This window comes from Flavobacterium sp. N502536, from assembly GCF_025947345.1.
In the GTDB taxonomy this organism is placed as follows: Bacteria; Bacteroidota; Bacteroidia; order Flavobacteriales; family Flavobacteriaceae; genus Flavobacterium.
Genome location: NZ_CP110011.1, coordinates 360,206 through 384,273, shown reverse-complemented (window position 1 = coordinate 384,273; position 24,068 = coordinate 360,206). Strand labels below are relative to the sequence as shown.

The 24,068-nt window shown below is 35.7% G+C and carries 16 protein-coding genes; 3 read left to right on the top strand and 13 right to left on the bottom strand.

Annotation, left to right across the window (positions count from 1 at the left end; genetic code table 11):
* Nucleotides 1-7 precede the first annotated feature (7 nt).
* Entirely contained in the window at nucleotides 8-949 is a 942-nt protein-coding gene (locus OLM61_RS01660) for a hypothetical protein (RefSeq protein ID WP_264524798.1), read from the top strand.
* Between the two features lie 113 nt (nucleotides 950-1,062).
* Here OLM61_RS01660 and OLM61_RS01655 read toward each other — a convergent pair whose 3' ends face one another.
* From OLM61_RS01655 to OLM61_RS01630, 6 genes are all read right to left on the bottom strand, one after another.
* A complete protein-coding gene (locus OLM61_RS01655; RefSeq protein ID WP_264524797.1) occupies nucleotides 1,063-1,809 on the bottom strand; it encodes a HesA/MoeB/ThiF family protein in 747 nt (248 codons plus the stop codon).
* Between the two features lie 345 nt (nucleotides 1,810-2,154).
* Complete coding sequence (locus OLM61_RS01650; protein ID WP_264524796.1) at nucleotides 2,155-4,128, bottom strand: protein-disulfide reductase DsbD family protein; 1,974 nt, start codon at nucleotides 4,126-4,128, stop codon at nucleotides 2,155-2,157.
* 48 nt (nucleotides 4,129-4,176) lie between these two features.
* Entirely contained in the window at nucleotides 4,177-4,983 is an 807-nt protein-coding gene (locus tag OLM61_RS01645) for a hypothetical protein (RefSeq protein ID WP_264524795.1), read from the bottom strand.
* A 2-nt stretch (nucleotides 4,984-4,985) separates the two neighbouring features.
* Nucleotides 4,986-5,513, bottom strand: a complete 528-nt coding sequence (locus OLM61_RS01640; RefSeq protein WP_264524794.1) for a heavy-metal-associated domain-containing protein — start codon at nucleotides 5,511-5,513, stop codon at nucleotides 4,986-4,988.
* A gap of 1 nt (nucleotide 5,514) precedes the next feature.
* Complete coding sequence (locus OLM61_RS01635) at nucleotides 5,515-6,003, bottom strand: TlpA family protein disulfide reductase (protein ID WP_264524793.1); 489 nt, start codon at nucleotides 6,001-6,003, stop codon at nucleotides 5,515-5,517.
* 65 nt (nucleotides 6,004-6,068) lie between these two features.
* Nucleotides 6,069-6,449, bottom strand: a complete 381-nt coding sequence (locus OLM61_RS01630) for a heavy-metal-associated domain-containing protein (protein WP_264524792.1) — start codon at nucleotides 6,447-6,449, stop codon at nucleotides 6,069-6,071.
* A 746-nt stretch (nucleotides 6,450-7,195) separates the two neighbouring features.
* Between OLM61_RS01630 and OLM61_RS01625 the strand changes: the two genes are divergently transcribed.
* Complete coding sequence (locus tag OLM61_RS01625) at nucleotides 7,196-7,681, top strand: SMI1/KNR4 family protein (protein WP_264524791.1); 486 nt, start codon at nucleotides 7,196-7,198, stop codon at nucleotides 7,679-7,681.
* Nucleotides 7,682-8,009: 328 nt separating this feature from the next.
* Here OLM61_RS01625 and OLM61_RS01620 read toward each other — a convergent pair whose 3' ends face one another.
* The 4 genes from OLM61_RS01620 to OLM61_RS01605 all read right to left on the bottom strand — a co-directional run bounded on the left by OLM61_RS01620 (nucleotide 8,010) and on the right by OLM61_RS01605 (nucleotide 16,852).
* A complete protein-coding gene (locus tag OLM61_RS01620) occupies nucleotides 8,010-10,025 on the bottom strand; it encodes a hypothetical protein (protein ID WP_264524790.1) in 2,016 nt (671 codons plus the stop codon).
* Nucleotides 10,026-10,170: 145 nt separating this feature from the next.
* Nucleotides 10,171-11,637 carry a hypothetical protein gene (locus OLM61_RS01615; RefSeq protein WP_264524789.1) on the bottom strand — a complete coding sequence of 489 codons (1,467 nt, stop codon included), beginning with the start codon at nucleotides 11,635-11,637 and terminating at the stop codon, nucleotides 10,171-10,173.
* Nucleotides 11,638-11,873: 236 nt separating this feature from the next.
* Complete coding sequence (locus tag OLM61_RS01610) at nucleotides 11,874-13,574, bottom strand: RagB/SusD family nutrient uptake outer membrane protein (protein WP_264524788.1); 1,701 nt, start codon at nucleotides 13,572-13,574, stop codon at nucleotides 11,874-11,876.
* A gap of 26 nt (nucleotides 13,575-13,600) precedes the next feature.
* Nucleotides 13,601-16,852 (bottom strand): SusC/RagA family TonB-linked outer membrane protein, encoded by a 3,252-nt coding sequence (locus tag OLM61_RS01605; RefSeq protein WP_264524787.1) that lies wholly within the window; start codon nucleotides 16,850-16,852, stop codon nucleotides 13,601-13,603.
* A gap of 826 nt (nucleotides 16,853-17,678) precedes the next feature.
* On the opposite strand from OLM61_RS01605, the gene OLM61_RS01600 reads away from it, so the two are divergent.
* Nucleotides 17,679-19,877 carry an alpha-galactosidase gene (locus OLM61_RS01600; RefSeq protein WP_264524786.1) on the top strand — a complete coding sequence of 733 codons (2,199 nt, stop codon included), beginning with the start codon at nucleotides 17,679-17,681 and terminating at the stop codon, nucleotides 19,875-19,877.
* Nucleotides 19,878-20,048: 171 nt separating this feature from the next.
* Here the strand turns inward: OLM61_RS01600 and OLM61_RS01595 are convergent, their stop codons facing one another.
* From OLM61_RS01595 to OLM61_RS01585, 3 genes are all read right to left on the bottom strand, one after another.
* On the bottom strand, nucleotides 20,049-22,199 hold the full coding sequence (locus OLM61_RS01595) for a peptidase domain-containing ABC transporter (protein ID WP_264524785.1): 2,151 nt from the start codon (nucleotides 22,197-22,199) through the stop codon (nucleotides 20,049-20,051).
* A 2-nt stretch (nucleotides 22,200-22,201) separates the two neighbouring features.
* Entirely contained in the window at nucleotides 22,202-23,344 is a 1,143-nt protein-coding gene (locus OLM61_RS01590; protein ID WP_264524784.1) for an HlyD family secretion protein, read from the bottom strand.
* 223 nt (nucleotides 23,345-23,567) lie between these two features.
* On the bottom strand, nucleotides 23,568-24,035 hold the full coding sequence (locus tag OLM61_RS01585) for a CPBP family intramembrane glutamic endopeptidase (protein WP_264524783.1): 468 nt from the start codon (nucleotides 24,033-24,035) through the stop codon (nucleotides 23,568-23,570).
* Nucleotides 24,036-24,068 lie beyond the last annotated feature (33 nt).

Sequence of the window (24,068 nt, the reverse complement as noted above, 5' to 3'; positions counted from 1 at the left end):
ATTGTGTATGCGTTATTTGCTTATTGTTTTATTTTCTTTAGTTGCGGTTTCTTGTGTTAAGAAACAAAAAGATGTTGATACTGTAGGTGTTAAAAAAGGAGAAAATACTAAGGGTCAGGTTTTAGGTAATAAAAGGATAAAAGAACTTGAAAGTCAGGTTTTCCATCTTATGCTTCATGAAAATAAGTATTGTTACTTCTTGGGCAAAAAAGGAGATTACCAGAATATAACACTTAATTTTAATGTTAAATCTCTTATTAGTGATGCGACCATTGATAATATTTTTTATGACAATGAGTTTAATCCTTTTAGGAATCAATTGTATAGGATTAAAAATTATAAAACCAAGAGTAGTTCCAATTATGAGATAGCTGTTTTTGATGAATTTGAAGGTAAAGATGCGAGAGTTAATTTTTGGCTTATCAATAAAAAAGATGATCTCTGGAAATTCGAATTTCTACCTTCATGGAATGAGGAAGAATCTAAGAGAGATTATCTTGAAAATCTAGATTTGCGCCAGAAATATTTATTTGTAAATAAAAAGAATATAGATTCAATTACAGTATTGACAAAAGGGGTATGGAGTGAAGATGGTAATGACGAGAATTTAGATACTGTTTGTTATAAAATGCCCTATTATTTTAAATTAAAAGAAAAATATAAACACTGGAAAAATTACAATCCAATTCGTTTTGTTTCTTCACAAAGTAAGGTTAGAATGTATGCATTACCAGATGTATCATCTGAAGTCGTTACAAATTTAAAATACAATGATTGGATTATTGTTAACGATACAGTAAAAAATGAAGCAACTGATAATAATTCGTGGCTTGATGTTTACGACAGGGTAAATTTTAGAAAAGGTTATATTCTGAATAAGGATTTAGCTGAGAAACCAACTTATAAAAACTTGCTAATAAAATGTGTAGGTTGTGAGAAAGACAAATAACTATCAAAAACAAAAGCTACTCTAATCAGTAGCTTTTGTTTTTTTATATAAATTGAAAACTAGTTTTACTTATAAACAGAGAAAATCCTAACAAGAATAATTCCTAAAAAAATCTACTTGAGACTTGTCAAATAAAACTCCGGAAATGTTTTTACGGGGGTGTTGGTGGCAATGTCAAATGCAATTTGGGTGCACATTCCTGCTACGAGCCACGATGCAATAGGGAGTTGGGGAGGAGACAGATTTTTGTTTTCCTTTTTGTATTTATCCAGAATTTCTTCGAGCCACTTTTGTGGGTTTTCCCAGTATCTCATGTATTCTAAAACATAGTCAACTACATTGACTTCGCTAAATTTTTCATTTGGCTTTTTTAAAACTTCAAGGCCTTCATCCTCTGAAATGACTAATACCAATGCACCCCATCCGAGGTTGTAGGGATGCAAAATCGGAATGTTTTTCTGCTGACAAATCGAGTCGAATAAAAGCGGAACATCCGAAGTAAAATCCAGGGCGTTGATCGCAATTTTATGATCGGTTATGTAATTTTCAACATTCTCGGGAGTTAAAAAGCAATTGTGTATCGTGATTTTTGCCTGGCTATTGATAGCTAATAATCTTTCTTTAAGTGCCTCTACTTTTGGTTGTGAAATATTATTTTCGGTATAATTTTGTCGGTTTAAATTGGATAATTCGACAACATCACCATCGATTATCGTCATGGTTTCAAAACCTAATCGCAATAGACATTCGGCTATAGCACTTCCGATTCCTGCTCCGCCTAATAATATCGGAGTATTTTTTATTAATTCTTGTTCTTCCGGGCTAATATAAAGTCTATTTCTGATATGCCTTTGTTCCATATTTATTTTTTAGAGGTGTTAAAAATTTGTCTTTTTGATAGAGATAAAAAGGGGAAACAGGAATCCCCAAAATTTATCAGAACTGTTAGTTTTTCAATCTCTATCAGCGACTAAATTATCGAAAATAATATTAATATCGAAATACAAATAATTAAAAGCCATCGTTTTAAAATGTGTTCGTGCACTACAACTCCATAAGGGAAATTGCAATGAAATTTTGGTTTCGGAGTTTGATGAGGTATAATAAAAAAAGGAGATACCTAAATATCTCCCTTTTTGTGGCTTTAACCAAACCACGATTGTGCACAACGTTTAAAAATGCACAAATGAAAAAAAATGGTACTCTTATTTTTGAAACTGTGCAATACCAGATTTCAGCCATTGCTCATATTCGGTGATTTCAGGGGTATATCCTGTAGGTTTGCTCAGGCTTTGCTCATTAGTGTCTAATAAAATATAATAAGGCTGCGCATTTGCTTTGTAACGGGTAATTTGAAAATCACTCCATTTATTTCCAATGGATTTTATTTTTTTGCCTGTTTCTTTAGATACATATTGTTCTTCCAATGGCAATTCTCTTTTGTCATCAACATATAAAGAAATTAAGACCACTTCATTGTTTAAAATGGACAAAATACGAGGATCCGACCAGACATAATCTTCCATTTTTCGGCAATTTACACAGGCAAATCCTGTAAAATCTAAAAGAATAGGTTTGTTTACACTTTTGGCGTAAGCCAGTCCTTTTTCGTAATCTGTAAAAGCCATGATGTCATGCGGACCTTTATGCGCTCCGTCTGGTAAAGCTTTCGCTGAGGAAGCAGTATTTTTGTTAGAGCCGCCTACACCATATGGAGATTCGCTGTAGGTCATTGGAGGAGGGAATCCGCTAATTAATTTTAAAGGAGCACCCCACAACCCCGGAATCAGATAAATTGTAAATGTCAATACGATTAATCCAATTCCTAAACGGCCTACCGAAATCGATGATGTTGGAGAATCATGTGGCAAGGTTATTTTTCCAAACAAGTAAAACGCCAAAGTACCAAATATTGCGATCCAAATGGCTAAGAAAATTTCTCTTTCAAACCAATGTAGCTGTAATACTAAATCGGCATTGGATAAGAATTTAAACGCCAAAGCCAATTCGATAAAACCCAGAAACACTTTTACAGTATTAAGCCACCCACCCGATTTTGGCAATGTATTTAACCAGCCCGGGAACATGGCAAACAGCATAAATGGTAACGCTAAAGCAGATGAAAAACCTAACATTCCCACTATGGGTGCGATTCCGCCTTTAGAAGCTGCTTCAACCAATAAGGTTCCAATGATTGGTCCTGTGCAGGAAAAGGAAACGATTGCCAAAGCCAGTGCCATAAACACGATGCCTATGATTCCTCCTTTATCTGCCTGACGATCGACTTTATTTGCCCATGAATTGGGTAACATGATTTCGAAAGCGCCTAAAAATGACGAAGCAAACACGACCAATAACACAAAAAAGATAACATTAAACCATACATTGGTTGATAATGCATTTAGAGCATCGGCACCAAAAATTAGCGTGATTACTGTCCCTAGAAACACATAAATCAGGATAATCGAAATGCCGTAAATAATGGCATTTTTAATTCCTTTGGCTTTGGTTTTACTTTGTTTGGTAAAGAAACTTACTGTCATTGGTATCATTGGAAATACGCAAGGTGTAAGCAAGGCGGCAAAACCGGATAAGAACGCAATAAAGAATATCATATACAAACTGGAATCCGATTTTTCAGATTCCGGTTGCTTTTCTATGACAGTATTTGCAGCTGTTTTAACCGTTTTTTCGTTTGTAATATCCGCGGCCTGTATTTCTTTTGCTTCAAGTGTCTTGAGATTAAACTCAAAGTATTTCGTTTCACTGATACAATTTTCTTTGCAAACCTGATAAGAAAGTTCCACTTGTATCACTTCTTTTTCAGGATTGGTTTGTTTGATTACTTGTGTAAAAACAGCTTTGTCGGAAAAGAAGATTTCATCGACGCCAAAGATTTCGTTGAACTCTCGCTTGGTTTCGCTCTCAGTTGCTTTTCCAACAAGTTTATAATTGTTTTTACTATCATGAAATAGGAATTCGGCCGGAAGGGGGCCATCTTCAGGAGTGAATTGTGAATACACATGCCAGTCTTTTTCAATAGCTCCTTTAAAAGAAAGCTGATAGTCTGAATCGGATTTTTTCTCGATCGAAGCCTCCCATTTCACAGGATTTATAATCTGTGCCTGTACTTTAGCAAAAGCCAGAAACAGGAATAATAGATAAAGTATTTTCTTCATTTTATAGGTTTAATCAGAACGATTTGTTCCGGTGATGATAGGATTTATTTACTTCGTTACATTGAAAAAAGTATATTCCAGTTTCAGGAAAACGCCATCAGTTGCCATACGCTGCATAGAGCTGTACAATTCTTTTTTGTAAGCAAGGTCAATTCTGGCCTGACTGTTAATGATAAACTGAATTGAAGGCACTACGTCAAGGTACGATCTGCCATTTTCGGTTATGGTTTGTCCGGTAAATTCCAACATGGCATTAATGTTCGTTTGTTTGTAGCTGGTGTATTTTTTAGGATGCATCAATTTACCTACAGAGAAGGTGTAGTTGATCGCATTTTTACCCAATGCATCCGGAAAACTGTAATCAGCATTGTTAAGGGCGCGCACATAGCTTACGGAAGAACTTAGGGCTACTTTATGAATTAACTGCGTGGCTACCAAACCGGCTTCGTAACCCGAATTTCCGTTGGCTAAGTCTATAGCTTCCTGATTAAAATAGGAGTTATTGTAACTGTATCGCCCAAAGGCAGCCATCCTGAAATGACTTTGTAAATCGTCTACAGAAAAGAATCTGTATTTGGCATAAAAACCACCACCTTTTAGTCCCAGTCCATTATCCTGATTGCTTAAAAAAGCTGAGGTACGCACCATTAAGTTTTTATTTACTCCCCAGGTAACTTCGGGTGTCAGATTGTACATGGAACCGCTTTCAAGTTTTTTTTCCATTAAGGATTGTCCAACACGAACTCCAATAGAACCTGCCGGAGCATTACTAGCAGGTTCGGTTACTACAAATAATTCTTGTGCATCTATTTGGTAAGAAACAAGGAATAAGAAGATTATTGATAGATATTTCATTTTTAAAGTGCTTTTAAATAATAATCATTCTCATTTTCTGTGGCGTAATCAGGATATTTTGAGTACGATTTTAGGAGTTTTTTATACTCTTTTTGAGTCACAAAACCTTTGTCTAAAACTCTGTATTTGGCTTCTGCATGTGCTACAGGTTTTTTAATATCGATAAAAGTATAAGTAGCGTCATCGACTTTGAGGGTTGTATTATCTTCAATTTTATCTACATGAAACTTTGCCGTTAAAACCATAGAACCTACAAAGAACCCAGCTTTTTCAACTGCTTTTTTCAAAACTTTTGGCTCTAATGAATTGTCTTTTTTGAAATAAACAGTAAACGTATTGGTGTTTAAATCAGTGCCGATACTATCTACTTCTGTAAATGATTTTAATTGTTTATTTATAGCGTTTGAACACATAGAACAGGTTAATCCTGTTGCCATTATTTCGGCTTTAGTAATTTGAGAATATGATTTTACACCTGCTAATAAGAAGGTTAGGGTAAGGGCTATGAATTTTATATGTAAGGTTTTCATTTTATTTGTTGTTTTTTTTAATTTGAGCAATTATTTGAGCTTCTGTTGGATTTATGGCAATCAGTTTTCCTGATGCATCAAAAAGAAAAGTCGAAGGCAGGGCATCAACTCCAAAAGTAACAGCTGTTTTGGCATCAAAACCTTTTGGGTCAATTAATTGCTGGTGCTTCATTTTATCTTTTTCAATGGCTTTTAACCATTTTGTTTTGTCGTTGTCTATTGATATTCCTACGATTTCAAAATTTTGACCTTTGTATTGATTGTACATTTTAACCAAGTTTTTATTGGCCAATCGACAAGGAGCACACCACGAAGCCCAGAAATCTACTAAAACTGTTTTGTCTTTAAAAGAGTTTAGTTTAACTACAGCATTCTTATTGTTTTGAAGCTGAACATCCGGAAAATGATCTCCCACTTTTATTTGTGCATTTGTTATAGAAACAGTTGCAATAAGCGTGAATAAGGTGATTATATTTTTTATTTTCAACATGATATTTTTTTTAAATATTTGTCCGTAATGAGGCGCGAAAGCCTGCATTACGAACAAACTGGTTTTTAATGATGTGATGATGAATTGTTTTGTTTTTTATCACTTGGTTCTCTATCGTATTGACAGCACCCGTGTAGTTCATCATAAACCGTATTTGGAGCCGTAAATTTTTCATTATCATATCCGGCATCTGCGATACGTTTTAAAATGGTATCAAGATTCGTTTTCTGAGCATCATAAGTAATAGTAGCCATCTTAGTGGTTTCATTCCAGGTTACTTTTGCTTCTTTATTAACGTTTGCTGCAGTTTCGATAACTTTTTTGCACATGCTGCAGTTACCGCTTATTTTTACCTTTTCGGTTGTTTTATTTTTGATTTGAGCGCTGGCGAAAGTAACTGATAGTAATAGCGACATTACCATCAATAATTTTGTTATTGAGTTCATTGTATGTAATTTTTTTGGATGAATTAATCCTAAAGCATAGCAGAAACGATAGCAAATACAGCTATTTCTGATACAGTTTGAGATTAAAAAATAGTTTTGAATTTGGACTTTAAAAAGTCCTTTGGATAAGACAGACCTAGGGCTGTCAGGAAAAGAAATCTAGCTTATCTTAGGTGGAAGCCAGATAGAACGGAAATCTGAAGAAATAAAGATTTCTGAGTAATAGTAAACTTGTCTTTTTTCAGAAAAACCAAAAATGGAGTGGTTTTCTGTTTGAAAGATTGCCATTGGCGAGAAACCACAGCTACTGGTTGGAGTACATGAATTGCCCAAACAACCTTTATTGCAGTTATGCTCTTTCTCTTTCGAATCTTTTTTGTTACAGCAATCTTTTGCCGTAGATTCTTTTTTACAACATGACATTTCTTTTTTTGTCCCATGTGCATAAGTAAACGTTGGTCCCATTAGGAAACCAAACGTAACGAATAGCAGTATGTAGAATTTTTTTGTCATAGTTGAGGACAAAGATATTTTTATTTGCCGGGTTCGCTTGTTAATTTTTTTGTAAATAATTTAGAAAAAATGGAAGGTTGGAGAATTTTAGTTCTAAAGTTAGATACTTTATGACTGATTCGTTTTAAATTGCATATTTTTAAATTGGCGCAAAGTTGGAGACACTTTGCAGCGTGGGGCTGAATCTCAAAGGTTACAAATGATTAATGATGCACTAAAAACATTAAAGTAATATGTTACAATTAGAAGAATTAAAAACTAAATGGTTGAAAGAAAATGTTAGTAAATCCATATTGGTCAATGATGAGGATATTTTAGCTTTTCAAAATAATAATGGCATAGTTCTGCCAAATGATTTTATTTTATATTTAAAACTCCTTAATGGAACAGGAGGAGATTGTACAAATGATTTGTTTGAATTCTATGGATTAAGTAAAATGCAAAATTTAATTAATGAATTCAAAGATTGGAAAGGAATTCCAGATTATACAATCATATTAAATAAATTAGAAAATACAGACAAGATTTATGCTTTTGCGAATTTTAGTTTTAATCTTTTTGTCTATGTAATCAAACTATATCCTGAACACACTTTAAATAATGAAGTTTTTGTCATCTGTGGAGGAGAGTATAAAAAAATTGCAGATTCTTTTTCAGATTTTATCAGTTTGTATCTGAACGATTCGATCGAACTTCAACTAGATAATAAAGATGTATGATTTATCTGTGTTGGGGGAATAATTTTATTTTTATTTGCAGATAATCAGGTATTTATGATGGTGTTTCGAGCTGGGGATAGCATCTTGTTCGTGCACAAAATCAAAATAAAGGATAATTTATCAATCTAATATTTTTATTTTATAAAGTTAAATTCTGCTCCGCGAAGTGTTCTTCTGAAACTCCATACAAACTCTCCAACTTCGCACCGCAAGTTTCAATAAAGTATAAAAAATCAAAACCTCGCTGGATGGCGAGGTTTTGATTTTAGAAGCTTTGTACAGAGGAAAGTTCTGCTAAAAAGGATGGGTTTTTAATTTGAGGCTTATTTTATTGAAGGCTGATGTTTACTGTACTTCCGTCTTCGATAACTTTTTTGGTTATAATTTTTTTGCCTTCAGAGACCGTTATTTTTAGTTTTTTATCGACTCTCTCGACAGTGATGTCAAAATCTTTTTCGAATGCGTTGATATGGCGCATTTTCATGATCGACCATGATTTTGGAAGACGTGGCGTAAAGTCAAAACCATGCAGATCTGTAGGTCGGATACCAAATAATCCTTCGGTGAAAATTCTGCAATACAAACCGCTTTCTGCCGAAAGATGACGCTGATCGCCTTCCGGATAGGCCTCTACAGGATACGGAACATGGTCTCCCAACAAACGGCGATTGGAATAATAATGTAAAAAATCAAGCGCCTTATCTGTTTCTCCCGCTGCCAGCACACCTCGTAAAGCATACAAAGTCGAACGATCCCAGAAAATTTTATCACCGGCTACGCTGGCAAGTCCGTCTTTGGTCCATAATCGAGGAGAGAATATGGCGTTTATAGTTCCGTCCTTTCTATCGTACATACCCATTGTGAGCGGTGTACAGATCCAGGCTCTTAAAACGTCATTTTCTTTGTAGTATTTGTAAGTTTCAAAACCTTCAACTTTAGCTCCGAAATACCTCTCAATCGCTGCTTTTAATTTTTCGGCCTCCGCCTTGTAGGTTTTAAGTTGTGCTTCGTTTTTTCCGAGAGCTTTGCCTAGATAAACGGCAGAATTCAAAGCATCATAGTACAAAGATGAGGTGTTCAGATTGGCTTTTCCGGCAGGAAGACGGCCTTCGAGCTCATCAGAATCTGAAGTTACTACGCCATCAGAATTTAATTTTCTATGACAATATTCCAAACACCACTCAATTAAGGGCCATAATTGTCTGGCTTCATCGGTATTACCTCTCGAAAGTGCATAGCGTGAGGCTCCGTAAGCAATCATTGCTCCGTCGCCACGATCGCCAGCTCCGGCCCAAATATCAGTACCTTCGGCCACAATCGAACTCGGAATGGGTTTGTACTCTTTGTTCATGAATTTTGCAAATTGCAGATAAGCATTTAATGATGCCTGATTGCCATATTCATATCCTAAAAAAGGAAAGAACGGGCCTATATATTCTGCCTGATCATTTGCCCAAATGGCGGCATAGTAAGATTCTCCTCCTGGTCCGTGCATAGGACCGCCTTTGGTCTCAAAAATACTTTCGGATGCTCTGATTTTGGCAAAAGCAAATTCGGTATTCAAAACCTGATCGGGTGTTTCTAAGATCAGTTTGTTCCATATTTCATTGATAAATTGGATGCGTTTGTCTTTTTCTTCGGCTGTATTAACAACAGGAGCTTGTTCGCCTGCTTTGACACCAGAGTAGAAAACAGAAAAACTAACCGTCTCATTGGTTTTGAGGTTATAGTTTCCTGAATTAAAAAGATCTACATGTAGCGTATAACTGCCTCCTGTTCCCTTTGCCGGATCTGTAGTATAAACTGCATTCGATTTTGGAATTTCAACTACACAGTTTTTATCAGAGATGTTTTTTAGGGTGTAAATTTCGCAATAACCTGCCAAAGTGGTTGAAGGGAAAAATTGTCTGGTTAATTCAAGTGTATTACCGGCTTTACTTTTAACAAGCAATGTTCCGTTAAGGGTTAACGAAACTACTTTTTCTGCCACAATAGGTTTATAATTCACGGTTACCTGATTAAAGCCATCCTGTGCAAACCTGCGTGTTAAACTGGCATGGGTGTTATTCGGAATTGTTCTGAGCATTGGCCAGACCAAACTACGGGTAGCGTGAAAAGAACCGTCAGCAGCAACACCGTATCTTAGAACGCAGGAAACTTTTTTACCGCTCATTTCAATATGATCTTCGTGCGGAATGTTGTTGTTTATTTGCCAGGAAATAGAGCCATCCTGATCGATTAGCCAGCGACGGTCTTCTTGCGAAAATGCTCTGCTTGTCATGAAGCAAAAAGCTACAATGGCAAATAAAAGGTGTTTTCGTCTTTTTTGAAAGGATCTCATCATTAAGTTTATTTTGAAATTAAGGTTTGTTCGTGGGGTATTTTGGTAAGGTATTTTAAAAAATAACTACCGCCAGCAGCTTATTATTTATCGTATTAGTAGTATTTGTTTGTGTTGTTGTTAGATAAATTTTTTAGTTGTTTTATTATTATTTTAAAGATGCAGTTGCTTTTTGTCCTGAATCTAGCGGGACATCAACAAATGTATAGGAATTTCCGTTATCATCTTTTTTATGGCTGGCGGTAATTTTTTTATTGTTCAGAAGTATCGTTTCATAATTTCCGGAGAACATAATTCTGGATTGAATCGAGAGTTTTCCTTTGTTATGAATCGTTGTTTTTTTGGTTTCCTGTTGTACAGATAGTAGTGTACTTAAAATGGGTAAATTGTCTAATTCAGAGGTGGTGTTGTTTTTTCCACGGTATAAAGTCGTGATTGTTTTTGTCGTTGCATCAGGTTCTATACCCATATAACCATGTACAATGCCTTCGATTACCCCAAACGAAACTTCGGGATATTCTCTTCTTTTTGTAGCAGGATCTGTTAAATGTAAAATAGTTTCGTAAGCCTTATCTCCAAAACCGTATTTGTAAAGTAAAAAAGGGAGATAAGATAAATTTTCGACATTGGTTTTTTGTGAAATAATGTGTTCAATTGTTTTTTTAGTGCGGGTAGCGTCAGTTAAAGCATCAAACCATAAGAGAAAAAGCTCTCCGCCGTCTTTGCTGAAATTTCCGTTACTGGTATAAATAACATTATAGGTTGAGGTGGCGTTGTCCCACCAGTTTTGTTCAATTTGCTGTTTGTATTTTGCGGCTTTTTTTTCGAAGAATTCCGCTTTCTGATTCTCTCCTTTTTGTCTTAAAACAGCAGAGTAGGTGAGCAGGCCACGGTAAATGGCGGCAACTAAATCTACGCCCATTTTTAAACCCGAAATTCCTTCGGAGTAGGAGGCAAGTCCGTGGCATTTATGAAAATCATCTTTTATATTAAAGGGTACCGTAGCGTTTGGAAATTCTGGTCTTGTTAACAAAGAGTCGGCATCGAGTACCCAGCGTTCAATATATTGAGTTACCGATTTTTCGAAGAAGTTTTCAAATTCAGGATTTTTGATATAGCTTTCGTCTCCTGTCCATAAATACAATCTCCAGCAGGCAAACATTATATCAAAATTACTGTTGAGGTTGTACCAGAATTCTTTGTCATTTCGGTAATCCTCCGGTGCCGGTTTTCCGTATTTATTGATTTCCCAATATGAACACCAGTCTTTACTCTCTGAAATATTTTTGGCAAAAAGCGAAAGCATGTTTTTATTCTCCTCATGTAATCCGAGTATCTCGGCGCCAATACTTTGGTGTGCTACATCCCGCATACAAAAAGCAGATCGGGACGGAAGTGCCGCTTCATACCAGGGACCAACCGGATCATTTGAGATCCCCTTGTAGCTCAGGGCCATCGTTTTTGCACGGTTAAAAGCCAGCTCTATGGCAGGATCTGATGATTTGAAAGTTGTAGTGTTTTGACCAATTGCCGTAAAAAACATGCAGCAATTTGCAACTATAATTATAAATCGATTCTTCATAACACTATTTTCTAATTGGATTGATTTTACCATTAGGGGTACAATTTTAAAAGCAAACCCACACAATTTACAGAGTGGGTTTGCAGAATTACCAGTTTTTTCGATCGACTATAACCATGACACTGATAATTTATTAAAATGCATTAATTCCTTTTACACCTGGAAACATAGATTTTGTATTCTTTTTTGCGAAGAGTGAAACCTACGTTTTCAGGTGTTTAATTAAACTTTTATAAATTCTATTTAGAGAGATGCTGTAATCACAAATTCTAATTATAACCCGGGTTTTGAGCCAGATTTGTTCGGTTTGTTTCATTCCTTGGAATTGGCAATAAGTAATGCTGAGGTTTGAAAAAACGATCCTGTACTTTCGTATAAGTATAGGTTTTTGACCCGTCGCCATTTTTAGTAATTACAACTCCCATCAAAGGCTTATTTTCTGTCTGCTCGGCAATTTTCCAACGACGAACATCATAGTAACGAAATCCTTCCAGACATAATTCAACCTGTCTTTCATTGCGAATTTTGTTTTCTAAAGTTATACCGGTCAAACCTGTCAACGGATTTGTTATTCCTGCACGTTGTCTGATCGCATTTAAATATTGTATGGCTGTTCCTTCGTTACCCAGTTTGAATTGCGCTTCAGCATAATTCAGATAAATTTCGCCTAAGCGGGAAATAATCCAGGCTTTGTTTGTTTGTGTTTCATTGTTGTAATTGTATGTTGTATCACAATATTTACGGAACGTGTAACGCGTTTTACTGGCATTCCAGGTATCCCAGCCTTGAGGAGAATCTAATCCGCCTTCATAAAACTCCGCCTTATTGGAGCTTCCGGCATCGTAACGATCTTTGAAAAATTCCGGTTTTCCATAAGCACGTCCATCGTACACTATGTTTTTGTAAAAACGAGGATCTCTGTTTACATAAGGTTTTTGTGGATTATAACCGGATGATGGATCGGTAATGTCTTTTCCGTCGGCAGTTCCGTACGCGTCAATATGGCTCTGGCTTGGTGCAAAATTGGCCCAACCGTGAAAACCACTCGGCGAATTAAACATTTCTACACCATTAAAAGCACTCCATTGCGGATCTTTACTGGACAAACGAGAGCAGATAATCTCTGAATTATTAGTAGTAAAAAGATCTTCATACTTTTTGTCATAAAGCTGATAAATGTTTAAATCAATAACCGCTTTTGCCGCGTCTGATGCTTTTTTCCATTTAGCAAGATCATTGGTAGTATTCCATTGCGGACTTGCAGCATAAAGCAATACTCTTGATTTAATAGCAAGTGCAGCACCTTTAGTAATTCTTCCAAGACTTGAAGTTGCTAATGGCAATGACTCCGCAGATTTGTCTAGTTCGGTAACGATAAAATCAACACATTGCTCATAGGTACTGCGATCCACTTTAAAATTACTGTTTAAATCAAAAGGAGCTGTGATTAACGGAACTCCGCCATAATCGCTTGTTAGTTTAAAATAAGCGTAAGCTCTTAAAAAAGTCACTTCCCCTTTTAATCTGTTGCGAGTAGCTTCGTCACCCGGAACGTTATCAATTCGGGACAAAAAGATATTACAGTTTTGAATGATGGCATAGGTCGGTTTCCAGATATCAAAATCACTTGCATTATCGGGTGTCAGTGCTCCTGAATTTAGAGTCCAGATGTCATAATCGTTAAAATTATTAAAAGCTTCGTCACAGGCAGTCGACAAAATCCAGCTGCGGTTTGTTTTGTCGTTCCAGTTGTGTTGCGTGCTCGGTAAAACATTGTACAGATTGTTTGCAAAAGCTTCAGCAAGTTTCAGATCATTCCAAACTGTGGCATCGGTATACGAATCCAAAGGAACTTTGTCCAGCGGATCTTCGCTACAGGAAGTAAAAGAGGCAATTGTGATACAAAAAGAGGCAAGGATAAGCGCCTTCTTTTTTATAGTGATTAGTGTATGGGTTTTATAATTTTTCATGTCTAGATATTTTTTTTGTTGCACCATTATAATTCAATAGTTACACCGACTCTGTAGATACGGGTTTGCGGATAATTGATTCCTGTTGTATTGTTTGTCTCAGGATCAAGATTGTACTTTTTCATGTGATCGATAGAAAACAAATTAGTTCCTCCCGCATAAATTCTCATATTCAATACGCCAAATCTCGAAAGTGCATTTTGTGGTAACACATAGGATACTTCCAATGATTTTAATCTAAAGAAAGAGGCATCTCTCAACCAAAAATCGGCCGGAATATTATTTTTATTATCAGAGTCATTAAAGGCTATAGGATATTTAGAATTCGGATTGTCTGCCGTGTATCTGTCATTGTACAACCAGGTTGGTGGCGCTACAATTGCTCCTTGTCCTTGTGGAAGAATCATTTGTTTGGCTTTTGATTGCCCTGTCCACAGTAAATCAATAGAAAAACCTTTGTACTCTGCTCTCATTGGAATACCATAAGCAATTTTTGGCGTAGCCGATTGCGGAATTCTCACTTTATCATTTGAAGTGATATTACCATCACCATCTGTATCTTTTACCCAAATATCTCCCGGTTTTGCCCCTTCAAAATGAGCAGAATTGTCCACATCTGCCTGAGTGCGGTAAATACCGTTTGTTTGATAAACTAACCACGAATCGATTGCTTTTCCGGTTGATTTTTGCCATTCTGGAATGTTCGCAGCCTCGTCACGAAACAGTACTTCACTTTGTGCATAAGTAAGATTAAAACCAACACTGTATTTGAATGGGTTACTGGTATCGGCATAATTTATAGACCAGTCAACTCCTCTGTTAACCGTTTCTCCGATATTTTCTTTAGGAAGTGCCAATCCGGTGTATAAAGGCACAGACGCATTTCTAGCCGTTAAAATATCAGATCTTTTGTTACTGAAATAGTCAAATGTGGCTGTCAACTTGTTGTTTAAAAATCCAAAGTCAAGACCAACGTTTGTAGAGTGCTGTACTTCCCACGTAATATTAGGGTTAGGTGTAGCCGAAAGATAGATGCTGTTGTTTAAGGTATAATCTGAACCAAAATAACTGTAATTCTGTTGGTTTGTTGTTAACTGATATCTCGTTAAGAAAAGATACTGGTTCGGATAAAACACACCGTTAATCCATTCGCCCAAATCATCATTACCCATTTTCCCCCAGGAAGCTCTTAACTTAAGCTGATCGATAGCTTTGATATTGTTTTTGAAAAAAGGTTCTTCAGATATTTTCCAGCCTGCTGAAATTGCAGGGAATAATCCCCAGCGGGTTGCAGACGGGAAGTTGAAAGATCCGTTGTAACGGGAAGAAATTTCAGCAAAATATTTATTGTCATAATTATAACCAATACGGCCTAAGTAACTCGCTCTTCCATCCTGATAAGCACTTCCGGTTGCATTTTGTCCTTTGGTACCTCCGGTAAAAATTTGATCTAATTGGTCACTTAACAAATCTCTTCTATAAGCGACTGTTTCGGTTTTGTCAGTAGTCGTTTGCTCGTATCCCACAAAGGCATTAAAAGCATGTTTGTTGAATTTACGATCGTAAGCTAACTTTAAGAAGTACGTATTTTGATTCGTAATTTGCTCGTTTTGCAACACACTCGTTATACTCGTACTGTTTTTTACATTGTTGTAACTGTCATTTGTCTTATCATAAGAATAAGCATCCCATGGTTTGGTGAACTTTTTCTGACTGCGCACATTGTAGTCAAAAGCAGCATAACCGTTCAAAGAAAGTCCTTCTGTAATTTTTGGCAATTTTAGGTCGAACCCTATTTTTGGATTTACGATTAAGTTTACTACTTTGTCATAACCTGCCGCCGAAGAGGACATTAAGATTGGATTTCTTCCGTTTGCAATTCCTGAAGATGGTAAACCATTTTTCCAGTAAGCCGGAATAAAAGGATACATACTTACTGTTTCGTGCATAATGCTTCCAATACTAACAGCGGGGTAATTTCGGTCCTCTTTACGGGTTGCGATATCCAGATTAACTTTTAAGTTTGAAGAGATATTCACATCAATATTCGATCTCAAGTTAAACTGTCTGTATCTTTCGTCACTGTTTCTAAGATTACTTTCCTGATTTAAGTACTGGCCGGAAAAGAAATATTTTACCTGGTCATTACCACCATTTACAGAAAGAGAAACGTTAGCCTGCGGAGCATCTTTTCGGTACACCTCTTTTAGCCAGTTTGTACTCGTGTAATTTGGATCGTTGCCTGCTTTGTATTTGTCGATGTCAGATTGTGTATAAGGAAGCGTTGTTCCTTTGTTGGCATTCAGTTCGTTGTAGTACGTCATGTATTCCCAGGAATTAACCCTTTGGTCCATTCTGGTTAATTGCTGAATTCCATAAGAACCGTCAATTTTAATCGTTGGTTTTCCAACTTTACCTCTTTTAGTGGTCACAAGGATTACTCCATTGGCGGAACGAACCCCATAGATGGCAGCTGATGCGTCTTTTAAAATAGTAACCGACTCAATATCATCGGGATTAATTCTATTCAAATCACGATCCGGAATACCATCTACGACTACCAGTGGGCTGGTACCTCCTCCAAAGGAATTAAATCCTCGAATTAAAAGGCTGGAACTGTCATCTCCCGGTCTTCCCGAACGATTATTAGCAATTACTCCCGACACACGTCCGGCAAGACCGTTTGAAACGTTTGCGGAAGCATTTTGGGTCAGAGCCGATCCTTTAATAGAGGCAATTGCACCGGTTGTAGTACCTTTTTTCTGAGTTCCGTACCCCACGACAACTACTTCATTTAAGGTTTGATTTTGCTCTTCAAGTTGAATAATTGAAGCATTCGCAGCGGTAACTTCTTTCGTTACAAAACCGGTAAATGAAATAACCAATATGCTGTTAGAATCCGGAACGTCTATTGAAAAATTACCGTCGAAATCAGTAGTCACGCCGGTTTTGGTTCCTTTTATGGTAATGTTAACTCCTGGTAAAGGCTCCCCTTTTGTACCGGTTACTTTTCCTTTAATTGTTTTTTGTTCTGTGAATAAAAGAGCAGAACTGTTTGTAGCATCCAGTCCGGCAATAGTTAATTTTCTGTTGGCTGCATTGCACTCTATAAGTGGAGTGGAATTCAACTTCGACGAAAATTTGATGTCTTTAGATTCCGCTGCGGTCGAAACCTGTAAGCTCATAGCAAATAGAAATCCCGATGTTAGCTTGGTAACCTTCCAGATTTCAGTAGTAAGCCAATCGTATTTTGGCTTGTCTTTGGTTAATAATTTCATGGTTTTCTTGGTGGTTTTTTGGTTAGTAATGTGTTCTCTAATTTGACACTAACTGATCACTTTCTTTTCTTCTTATAAACAAACAAGATGCGTGGAGTACTTGCTGTTTGTTTGTGAAAAAGAGATCAATGTGAAAATCAAAAGTATAAACGTTCGACACTTTTACATACCAGTACCTACCAGTTTTTTTACGATATGTTTAAAAAAATGTTTTAAAATAAATTAATATGAAAAGTAAAGTGGATAATATATGAATATAAAGCATAAATTTAAGGATGACTTAGAATTAAGGAATTTTCTTGTTTTTATAGCTTGTGCAACGAATGAATGATCTGAGAACAAGAGGAAGAAGGGAGGATTTTTTGGCAAATTTAAAAGTGGGAAATAGTTGGGGCCAAATAGTAAAATAGTCTTGTTCTAAAGCTCTTTTCCTGATTTCTGAAATGGAGATTTTTAGTACTGAAAAAGATTTTTTTCACTCCAAAACGGACAAAATGAGATTGCATCAGAATTTTTGTTTTAATGATAAAAATGACCTTTGACGAGGTTAAAAGTGGATAATATAGTATCAGAATTAAAAATTTGATACTATTTGAACAAATTACTTTTTGCAATGAGCCAAAATAAACTGGTGGGTACTGGTATGGAGCAACCTGTGATTATTATACTTTTGGAACTCGTTTTTACATAAATGATTAGCGTAATGAGAAGAACACTATGACGCAATTGGGATCTCAGTATGCAAAGGAGCGAAAGGGTGTTACTACTAAAGAATTTTGCAAACCATAAATAAGAAAGAACCACTTATTATTACCAAACCAATTTTATGAAAAAAATACTATTTCTATTCGCTTTTACATTCCTGTTTTGTAAAGCTAATGCGCAGGATGGACAAATCCAGATCGAAACTCAAAACACTGCTTTGATCTTAAAAGTGGGAAAAAATGGCTTGCTTTATCAGTCCTATTTAGGAACGAAACTCAAAGATAATTCAGGATATACGGCAGTTTCGAAAGAGAGTACCAAGACATTTGTTATAAACGACGGAAATCCCCTGGTTAATTTGAGACACCAGGCCTATCCAACCTACGGAACAGAAAATTTGTTTGAACCGGCTATTAGAATGACGCATAATGACGGAAACCCCTCTTTGGAATTAAATTATGTAAGCCACAGTACACAAAAAATAGATGCCAATACTGCCGAAACAATCATAAAACTTAAGGATCCTGCATATCCGGTAGAAGTTGCGCTGCATTATAAAGCATTTTACAATGAAAATACAATTGAGCAGTGGACGGAAATTGTGCACCACGAAAAGAAGCCGGTTATGTTATACAATTATGCATCATCAATGCTGCATTTTGACGCCGATAAGTACTGGTTAACTCAATTTCACGGAGACTGGGCCAAAGAAGTTCGCATGCAGGAAAGTGAATTAACGAGTGGTACGAAAGTGATTGATTCGAAATTAGGAGTTCGCACGAATATGTACCAGACACCGGTTTTTTTCTTATCACTTAATGCTAAAGCCAATGAAAATTCAGGAGAGCTTGTAGCGGGGACGATTGCCTGGTCCGGGAATTTTAAGTTTGCTTTTGAGTTGGACAATAAAAATTCACTGCGAATCAGTTCAGGAATTAATCCATTTGCTTCCGAATACAATCTTCAGCCTGGAAAAGTATTTACAACACCTTCTTTTATATATACTTTTTCAAATAAAGGAAAAGGACAGGCCAGTAGAAACCTGCATTCATGGGCCAAAAAATACGGAGTTAAAGATGGTGAAAAATCTCGTTTGACCTTATTGAACAACTGGGAAACGACTTTTTTCAACTTTGATGAAAAGAAATTGACAGACATGTTTGCCGATTCTAAAACGTTAGGGGTTGACATGTTCCTGCTGGATGATGGCTGGTTTGGAAATAAATATCCGAGAAGTGGTGACAAATCTGGTCTTGGAGACTGGCAGGCTACCAAAACAAAATTGCCAAATGGTATAGGTTTCCTAATGCAGGAAGCAGAAAAAACAGGAGTTAAATTCGGAATCTGGATAGAGCCCGAAATGGTTAATCCAAAGAGTGAATTGTATGAAAAACATCCGGATTGGGTACTGAAATTGCCTAACAGAGCTGAAAGTTATTACCGTACTCAGTTGGTTTTAGATTTATGCAATCCGCAAGTACAGGACTTCGTGTTCAAGACGGTAGACGATATTATGCAGACCAATTCAGGAGTAGCTTTTTTTAAATGGGATTGCAATCGAATGATGACCAATGCCTATTCCACTTACTTAAAAAACCAGCAGTCGCATTTGTTTATTGAATACACTCAGGGCTTGTATAAAGTTTTGGACCGAATTAAAACGAAATACCCCAATTTACCAATGATGCTTTGCGCCGGGGGTGGTGGAAGAACGGATTATGGATTGCTGAAGTATTTTACAGAGTTTTGGGCAAGTGACAATACCGATCCTTTCAATAGAGTATTTATACAATGGGGTTATTCACAGTTTTTTCCGGCCTTCTCGATTTGTAATCACGTAACATCATGGGGAAATCAATCGATTAAATTCAAAACCGATGTGGCGATGATGGGCAAGCTGGGCTTTGATATTAATGTGAAAGAACTTAAAGAAAAAGAATTGAAATACTGTCAGGATGCAGTGGCTAACTACAAACGACTGAGCCCGGTAATTTGGCATGGTGACCTGTACCGCATCATTTCTCCTTATGAGGAAAGCCGCGCTGTATTAATGTATGTGAACGAGTCAAAAAGCAAGGCTGTATTGTTTTCGTATACCCTTCATCCGCTTTACGATCCGCAGTACAATGCCGTTCGCCTTCAGGGCTTAGATCCAAATAAAACCTACAAAGTAGAAGAAATCAATCTAATGCCCGAAGCGAAGAAATCTCTCGAGGAATCCGGAGAATCTTTTACAGGAGATTATTTAATGAATGTTGGATTACGAGTTTCCTCTTCTAAAGTTGAAACAAGCGTTGTCCTTGAAATTACCGAATTATAGTTGAATTAGTTTCTATAAACAAAAAGCCTTTCTATGGAGTGTATTCCACTTTGAAGGGCTTTTTTAATTTCTGTGGCAGCTGTGGTTAGCTTTTATTTTAGAATTGTATTAAATTTTGAATGAGTTAAATAGTTACATCTCATACTTAGGACTACTACAAAAAACGGTGATTCAAACTAAACTCTGCTTTTTCCATAAGTCAAAGTATTTGTCTTTTTTTTCCAGTAAAAAATGATGATTGCCCGATTCTACAATTTCTCCGTTTTGCATAACCATAATCTTGTCAGCATTGGCAATGGTACTTAGTCTATGGGCTATGATAATAATGGTTTTGCCTTGTTTTTTGAAGTTGTCTATGGTTTGTTTAACAATCATTTCAGAGCTTGTATCCAATGAAGATGTCGCTTCATCCATTAATAAGATTTCAGGGTTTTTATATAGTGCTCTTGCAATTGCAATTCGTTGTTTCTGACCTCCTGATAACAGGGCCCCATTTTCACCTATTTGGGTATCAAAACCATTAGGTAGTTTCTCTGCAAATTCAATAATTCCTAATTGTTTGGATAAGTCTAAAATTTTTTGAATATTGGGAAACGGATCACCCAAAGCAATATTTTCAATAATAGTACCCGAAAACAAATTGAGTTGTTGGGGAATTACTCCTACTATATTTCTTAAACTTTGGTAGTGAAGGAAGTTCGTATCATATTCTCCAATGTAGATTTTACCTTCTTTAATTGGATATAAATTTTGCAGCAATGAAATTAAAGTTGTTTTTCCGCTGCCACTTTCTCCTACGATCGCTGTTGTTTCGTTCTTTTTGAATATGGCATTGAAGTTCTTAAAAACTTCGAGACGTGATCCATATCTAAAAGAGACATTTTCGAACTTTATATCGCCTAAATTTTCTTTCTTTAATTCAATTTTATTTTCTGTTTGTTCTCTCTCCAAATCCATAATTTCAAAAAGCCTGTCTGCAGCAATTAAGGCATTTTGAGCCGTTTTATTCATACTTATTAAAGAAGCAACCGGTGAAGTAAAGTAACCAATCAAAGCATAAAAGGAAAACAGTTCTCCCGGAGTAATGGCTCTGTCGATTACATACCCGGATCCAAACCACATTAAAATTATTGTAAATCCAGAAGCTAAAAACTGTGTAGAAGTACCTGCAAATACCCCATTTAAACCTGATTTATAAGTGCTAAACAATAGTTTTACAAATTTATTTTCTGTTTTTAAATTTGAAAATTCTTCTATTCCAAATTCTTTTACCGTTCTGATATGTGTAATACTTTCGACCAATTGAGTTTGCAGTTCGGCCGCATTTTCCATGATATTTCGCTCTACTTTTTTATTAAATTTATTTAAGACAAAATATATTATGACATAAAATGGAATTACAAGAAGAATAACCAAAGCAAGTTTCCAATAATAGGTAAACATTAATGCAAACGAGAAAATAACAATAAAAATATTCAAAATCATTTCGATCGCAACTTCATTTATAAACGAACGTATTTTTACAGCATCATTGATTCGTGAAATAATTTCGCCTATCTGCATAGTGTCAAAAAAGCGCTGCGGCAAATGCAATAAATGTTTGTAATACCCCAGAATTAATTTTGCATCGATTAATTGCCCGGTTTTCATCACAAAAATGCTTTTCTGGGAACTTATATAAGCCTGAAGCAAAATAATAGCGATCATAGAAAAGCTTAGTAAATTAAGAAGTCTTCGATTGCCATCTACCAAAACATAGTCGGTGATCTTTTGTATGTAAACAGACATTGCCAATCCTAAAACAGTAAACAATAGGGCACCAACCAAAGCCTGAATTAAAATGGTTTTGTGTGGCTGAATTAAATTCCAAAATCGCTTTAGAGGGGCAGTTTTTTCATTTCGTGTTTTAAAATCATCATTTGGTGCAAAGAGAATCAATACTCCGGTCCATGTTTTCTGAAACTCTTCAGGGCTATAGATTACCATTTTTCCAAGACCCGGATCCATGACCGTAATTTTAGATTTTTCTACTTTGTAAATTACCACATAGTGTTGCAACTGTTCTTTGATAACAATATGGGCAATTGCCGGAAGCGGAATTTTATCTAATGCATCTAAACCTCCTTTTACTCCTTTGGCGGTAAAGCCCATTTTTTCTGCACCTTCAATAATACCCAGAACATTTGTACCACGTTTATCGGTATTGGCAAACTGGCGTATTCTGGCTGTAGGCAGATTAACTTTAAAATGATTTCCGATAGAAGCCAGACAAGCAGCACCACAATCTTTAACATCATGTTGTTTTATTTTTATTGAAGCCATTTTTATTTAGGATCTGATATTTGTTTCGGGTTTAACCAATCGTCTATTTTGTCAAATAACAAATCGAATAAGCTTCTGCGGGTTATTAAGTATCTTGTAGTTAAGGTCATTCCTTTTGAAACAGTGGTTGTATAACCTGATTGTAAACGTAGCGTTCGGGAATCTAAAGCACAGCGTACTTTAAAAAAAGCCTGTTCGCCCTGTAGGGTTATATTGCGGTCAATATCGATTACCTTTCCTTCCAGTATACCCCATTGGTTATAGTTGAAGGCATCTAACTGAAATTTTACAACTTGATTTTTCTTAATTAGGCCAATGTCATTTGGAGAAACATTAGATTCAACGATAAGATGATCTGTCGGTGAAATTGTAGCAATAGCTTGTGAAGCATTTAAAAAAGAACCTCTCTGAATACCGGAATAACTTTCTATTGTACCGGAAACAGGGGCTAAAACAACATAATTATTAGACTCTGCCTTTATTTTGGCAACCGTTCCGTTAAGGTTTTTTAAACGATCTTCGAGATCTCTCTTTTGATTTTCCCAAACCAATTTTTGCTGACTTATAAAACTCTGTAAGGCTTGTTTGGATAAACGTAATTCGTATTCGAGTTTTTCAAAATCGGCCTTAGCAATAATCTCTTTGTCATACAGAATTTTATTGCGATCATGATTTATTTGTGCCTGTGAAATTTTGCTTTGTAGTTCACTTTTTCCAAACTGAAACTTCAAGACGTCTTCTCGAGCTGCAGTTGTCGATAAATGACTGGTTTTATTTTGTAACAGATTGGAAACATCTTTTAGCAATGCTGAAACCGATTCTGATAAGGTATTCTGAGTTTTTCGATCACTCTCCAGATTTTCCTTAGAAATTTTGATAAGTGTATCTCCTTTTTTAACAAACGCATTATTTTTCAAGCCAATCCAGTTCACTTTTCCACTTACAATAGTTGAAATCGGAACATTATCCGTTTTACTGCGAATAATGCCACGACTCTGACTGCTGATATCCACTTTAATAATGGGCAAGAGCACTACAAAAGCGATAATAAATAAGAGGATAATAAAATAAATCGAAAAACTCTTTGTTTTGTTTTTGGAGATAAGATTTTCAAGAGTGTTTATTGGGTCCGAACTGAAGTTCATTTTTCTTTCTATTTAAAAAAATGTTTAAAAAATTCTTCAATGCTATTCCAGTTTGAGAAAACAAATAAGAGAAAAATGAAAAGTAAAATGTTCTTAATATTATTTTTAAGTTGTTTTCTGTCAATGTTTTTAAATTTATTTTCCATGACGTTTTTATTTTACTGTAAAAATCTGTTTTATTGGGTGTCCTATAGTTACAGTTACAATTTTTACACTAACAAATTTAAGGGAAGTAAATTTTCATGATAAAGACAATACTGTTATAAATCGTGTGTGCAATTAATGTGATTAAGACTGAATTTTTCACGCTTCTGCCTGTTACATACAAACAAGCTAACAACATACCAGCAACAAAAGCAAATAAAAAATAAAAAACATTATAAAGATGCATCGAAGCAAAAATCAAAGCTGATACTAAACAACAATACTTGAGTGCCATTTTTTGGCTTTTGCAAATTTCAATAACCTTATATTGGAATAAACAAGTCTCAATAAGCGGGGCTACAATAATAAATAAAACTATTTTCTCATTAATCGTGTAATTTTCATTAAACCCTTTGTTTAAATTACTACCAAAGAACTCTGCAAGAACATTAAAAGTATAACTATTTAAAAGGTTTAAAAGAATTACAACTAATACAAGTTGCCATTGTTGAAGATGTTGAATGATTTTTTTTAGTTTTGTGATCATATGTTATTGAGTTCAATAAAGAGACAATTTTGA

Coding starts and splice junctions, on each gene's coding strand:
- OLM61_RS01615 (WP_264524789.1), bottom strand. CDS start 11,637: ATGGTAAAATCAATCCAATTAGAAAATAGTGTTATGAAGAATCGATTT.
- OLM61_RS01600 (WP_264524786.1), top strand. CDS start 17,679: ATGAAAAAAATACTATTTCTATTCGCTTTTACATTCCTGTTTTGTAAA.
- OLM61_RS01595 (WP_264524785.1), bottom strand. CDS start 22,199: ATGGCTTCAATAAAAATAAAACAACATGATGTTAAAGATTGTGGTGCT.
- OLM61_RS01635 (WP_264524793.1), bottom strand. CDS start 6,003: ATGTTGAAAATAAAAAATATAATCACCTTATTCACGCTTATTGCAACT.
- OLM61_RS01640 (WP_264524794.1), bottom strand. CDS start 5,513: ATGAAAACCTTACATATAAAATTCATAGCCCTTACCCTAACCTTCTTA.
- OLM61_RS01630 (WP_264524792.1), bottom strand. CDS start 6,449: ATGAACTCAATAACAAAATTATTGATGGTAATGTCGCTATTACTATCA.
- OLM61_RS01655 (WP_264524797.1), bottom strand. CDS start 1,809: ATGGAACAAAGGCATATCAGAAATAGACTTTATATTAGCCCGGAAGAA.
- OLM61_RS01605 (WP_264524787.1), bottom strand. CDS start 16,852: ATGAAATTATTAACCAAAGACAAGCCAAAATACGATTGGCTTACTACT.
- OLM61_RS01625 (WP_264524791.1), top strand. CDS start 7,196: ATGTTACAATTAGAAGAATTAAAAACTAAATGGTTGAAAGAAAATGTT.
- OLM61_RS01645 (WP_264524795.1), bottom strand. CDS start 4,983: ATGAAATATCTATCAATAATCTTCTTATTCCTTGTTTCTTACCAAATA.
- OLM61_RS01590 (WP_264524784.1), bottom strand. CDS start 23,344: ATGAACTTCAGTTCGGACCCAATAAACACTCTTGAAAATCTTATCTCC.
- OLM61_RS01620 (WP_264524790.1), bottom strand. CDS start 10,025: ATGATGAGATCCTTTCAAAAAAGACGAAAACACCTTTTATTTGCCATT.
- OLM61_RS01610 (WP_264524788.1), bottom strand. CDS start 13,574: ATGAAAAATTATAAAACCCATACACTAATCACTATAAAAAAGAAGGCG.
- OLM61_RS01650 (WP_264524796.1), bottom strand. CDS start 4,128: ATGAAGAAAATACTTTATCTATTATTCCTGTTTCTGGCTTTTGCTAAA.
- OLM61_RS01660 (WP_264524798.1), top strand. CDS start 8: ATGCGTTATTTGCTTATTGTTTTATTTTCTTTAGTTGCGGTTTCTTGT.
- OLM61_RS01585 (WP_264524783.1), bottom strand. CDS start 24,035: ATGATCACAAAACTAAAAAAAATCATTCAACATCTTCAACAATGGCAA.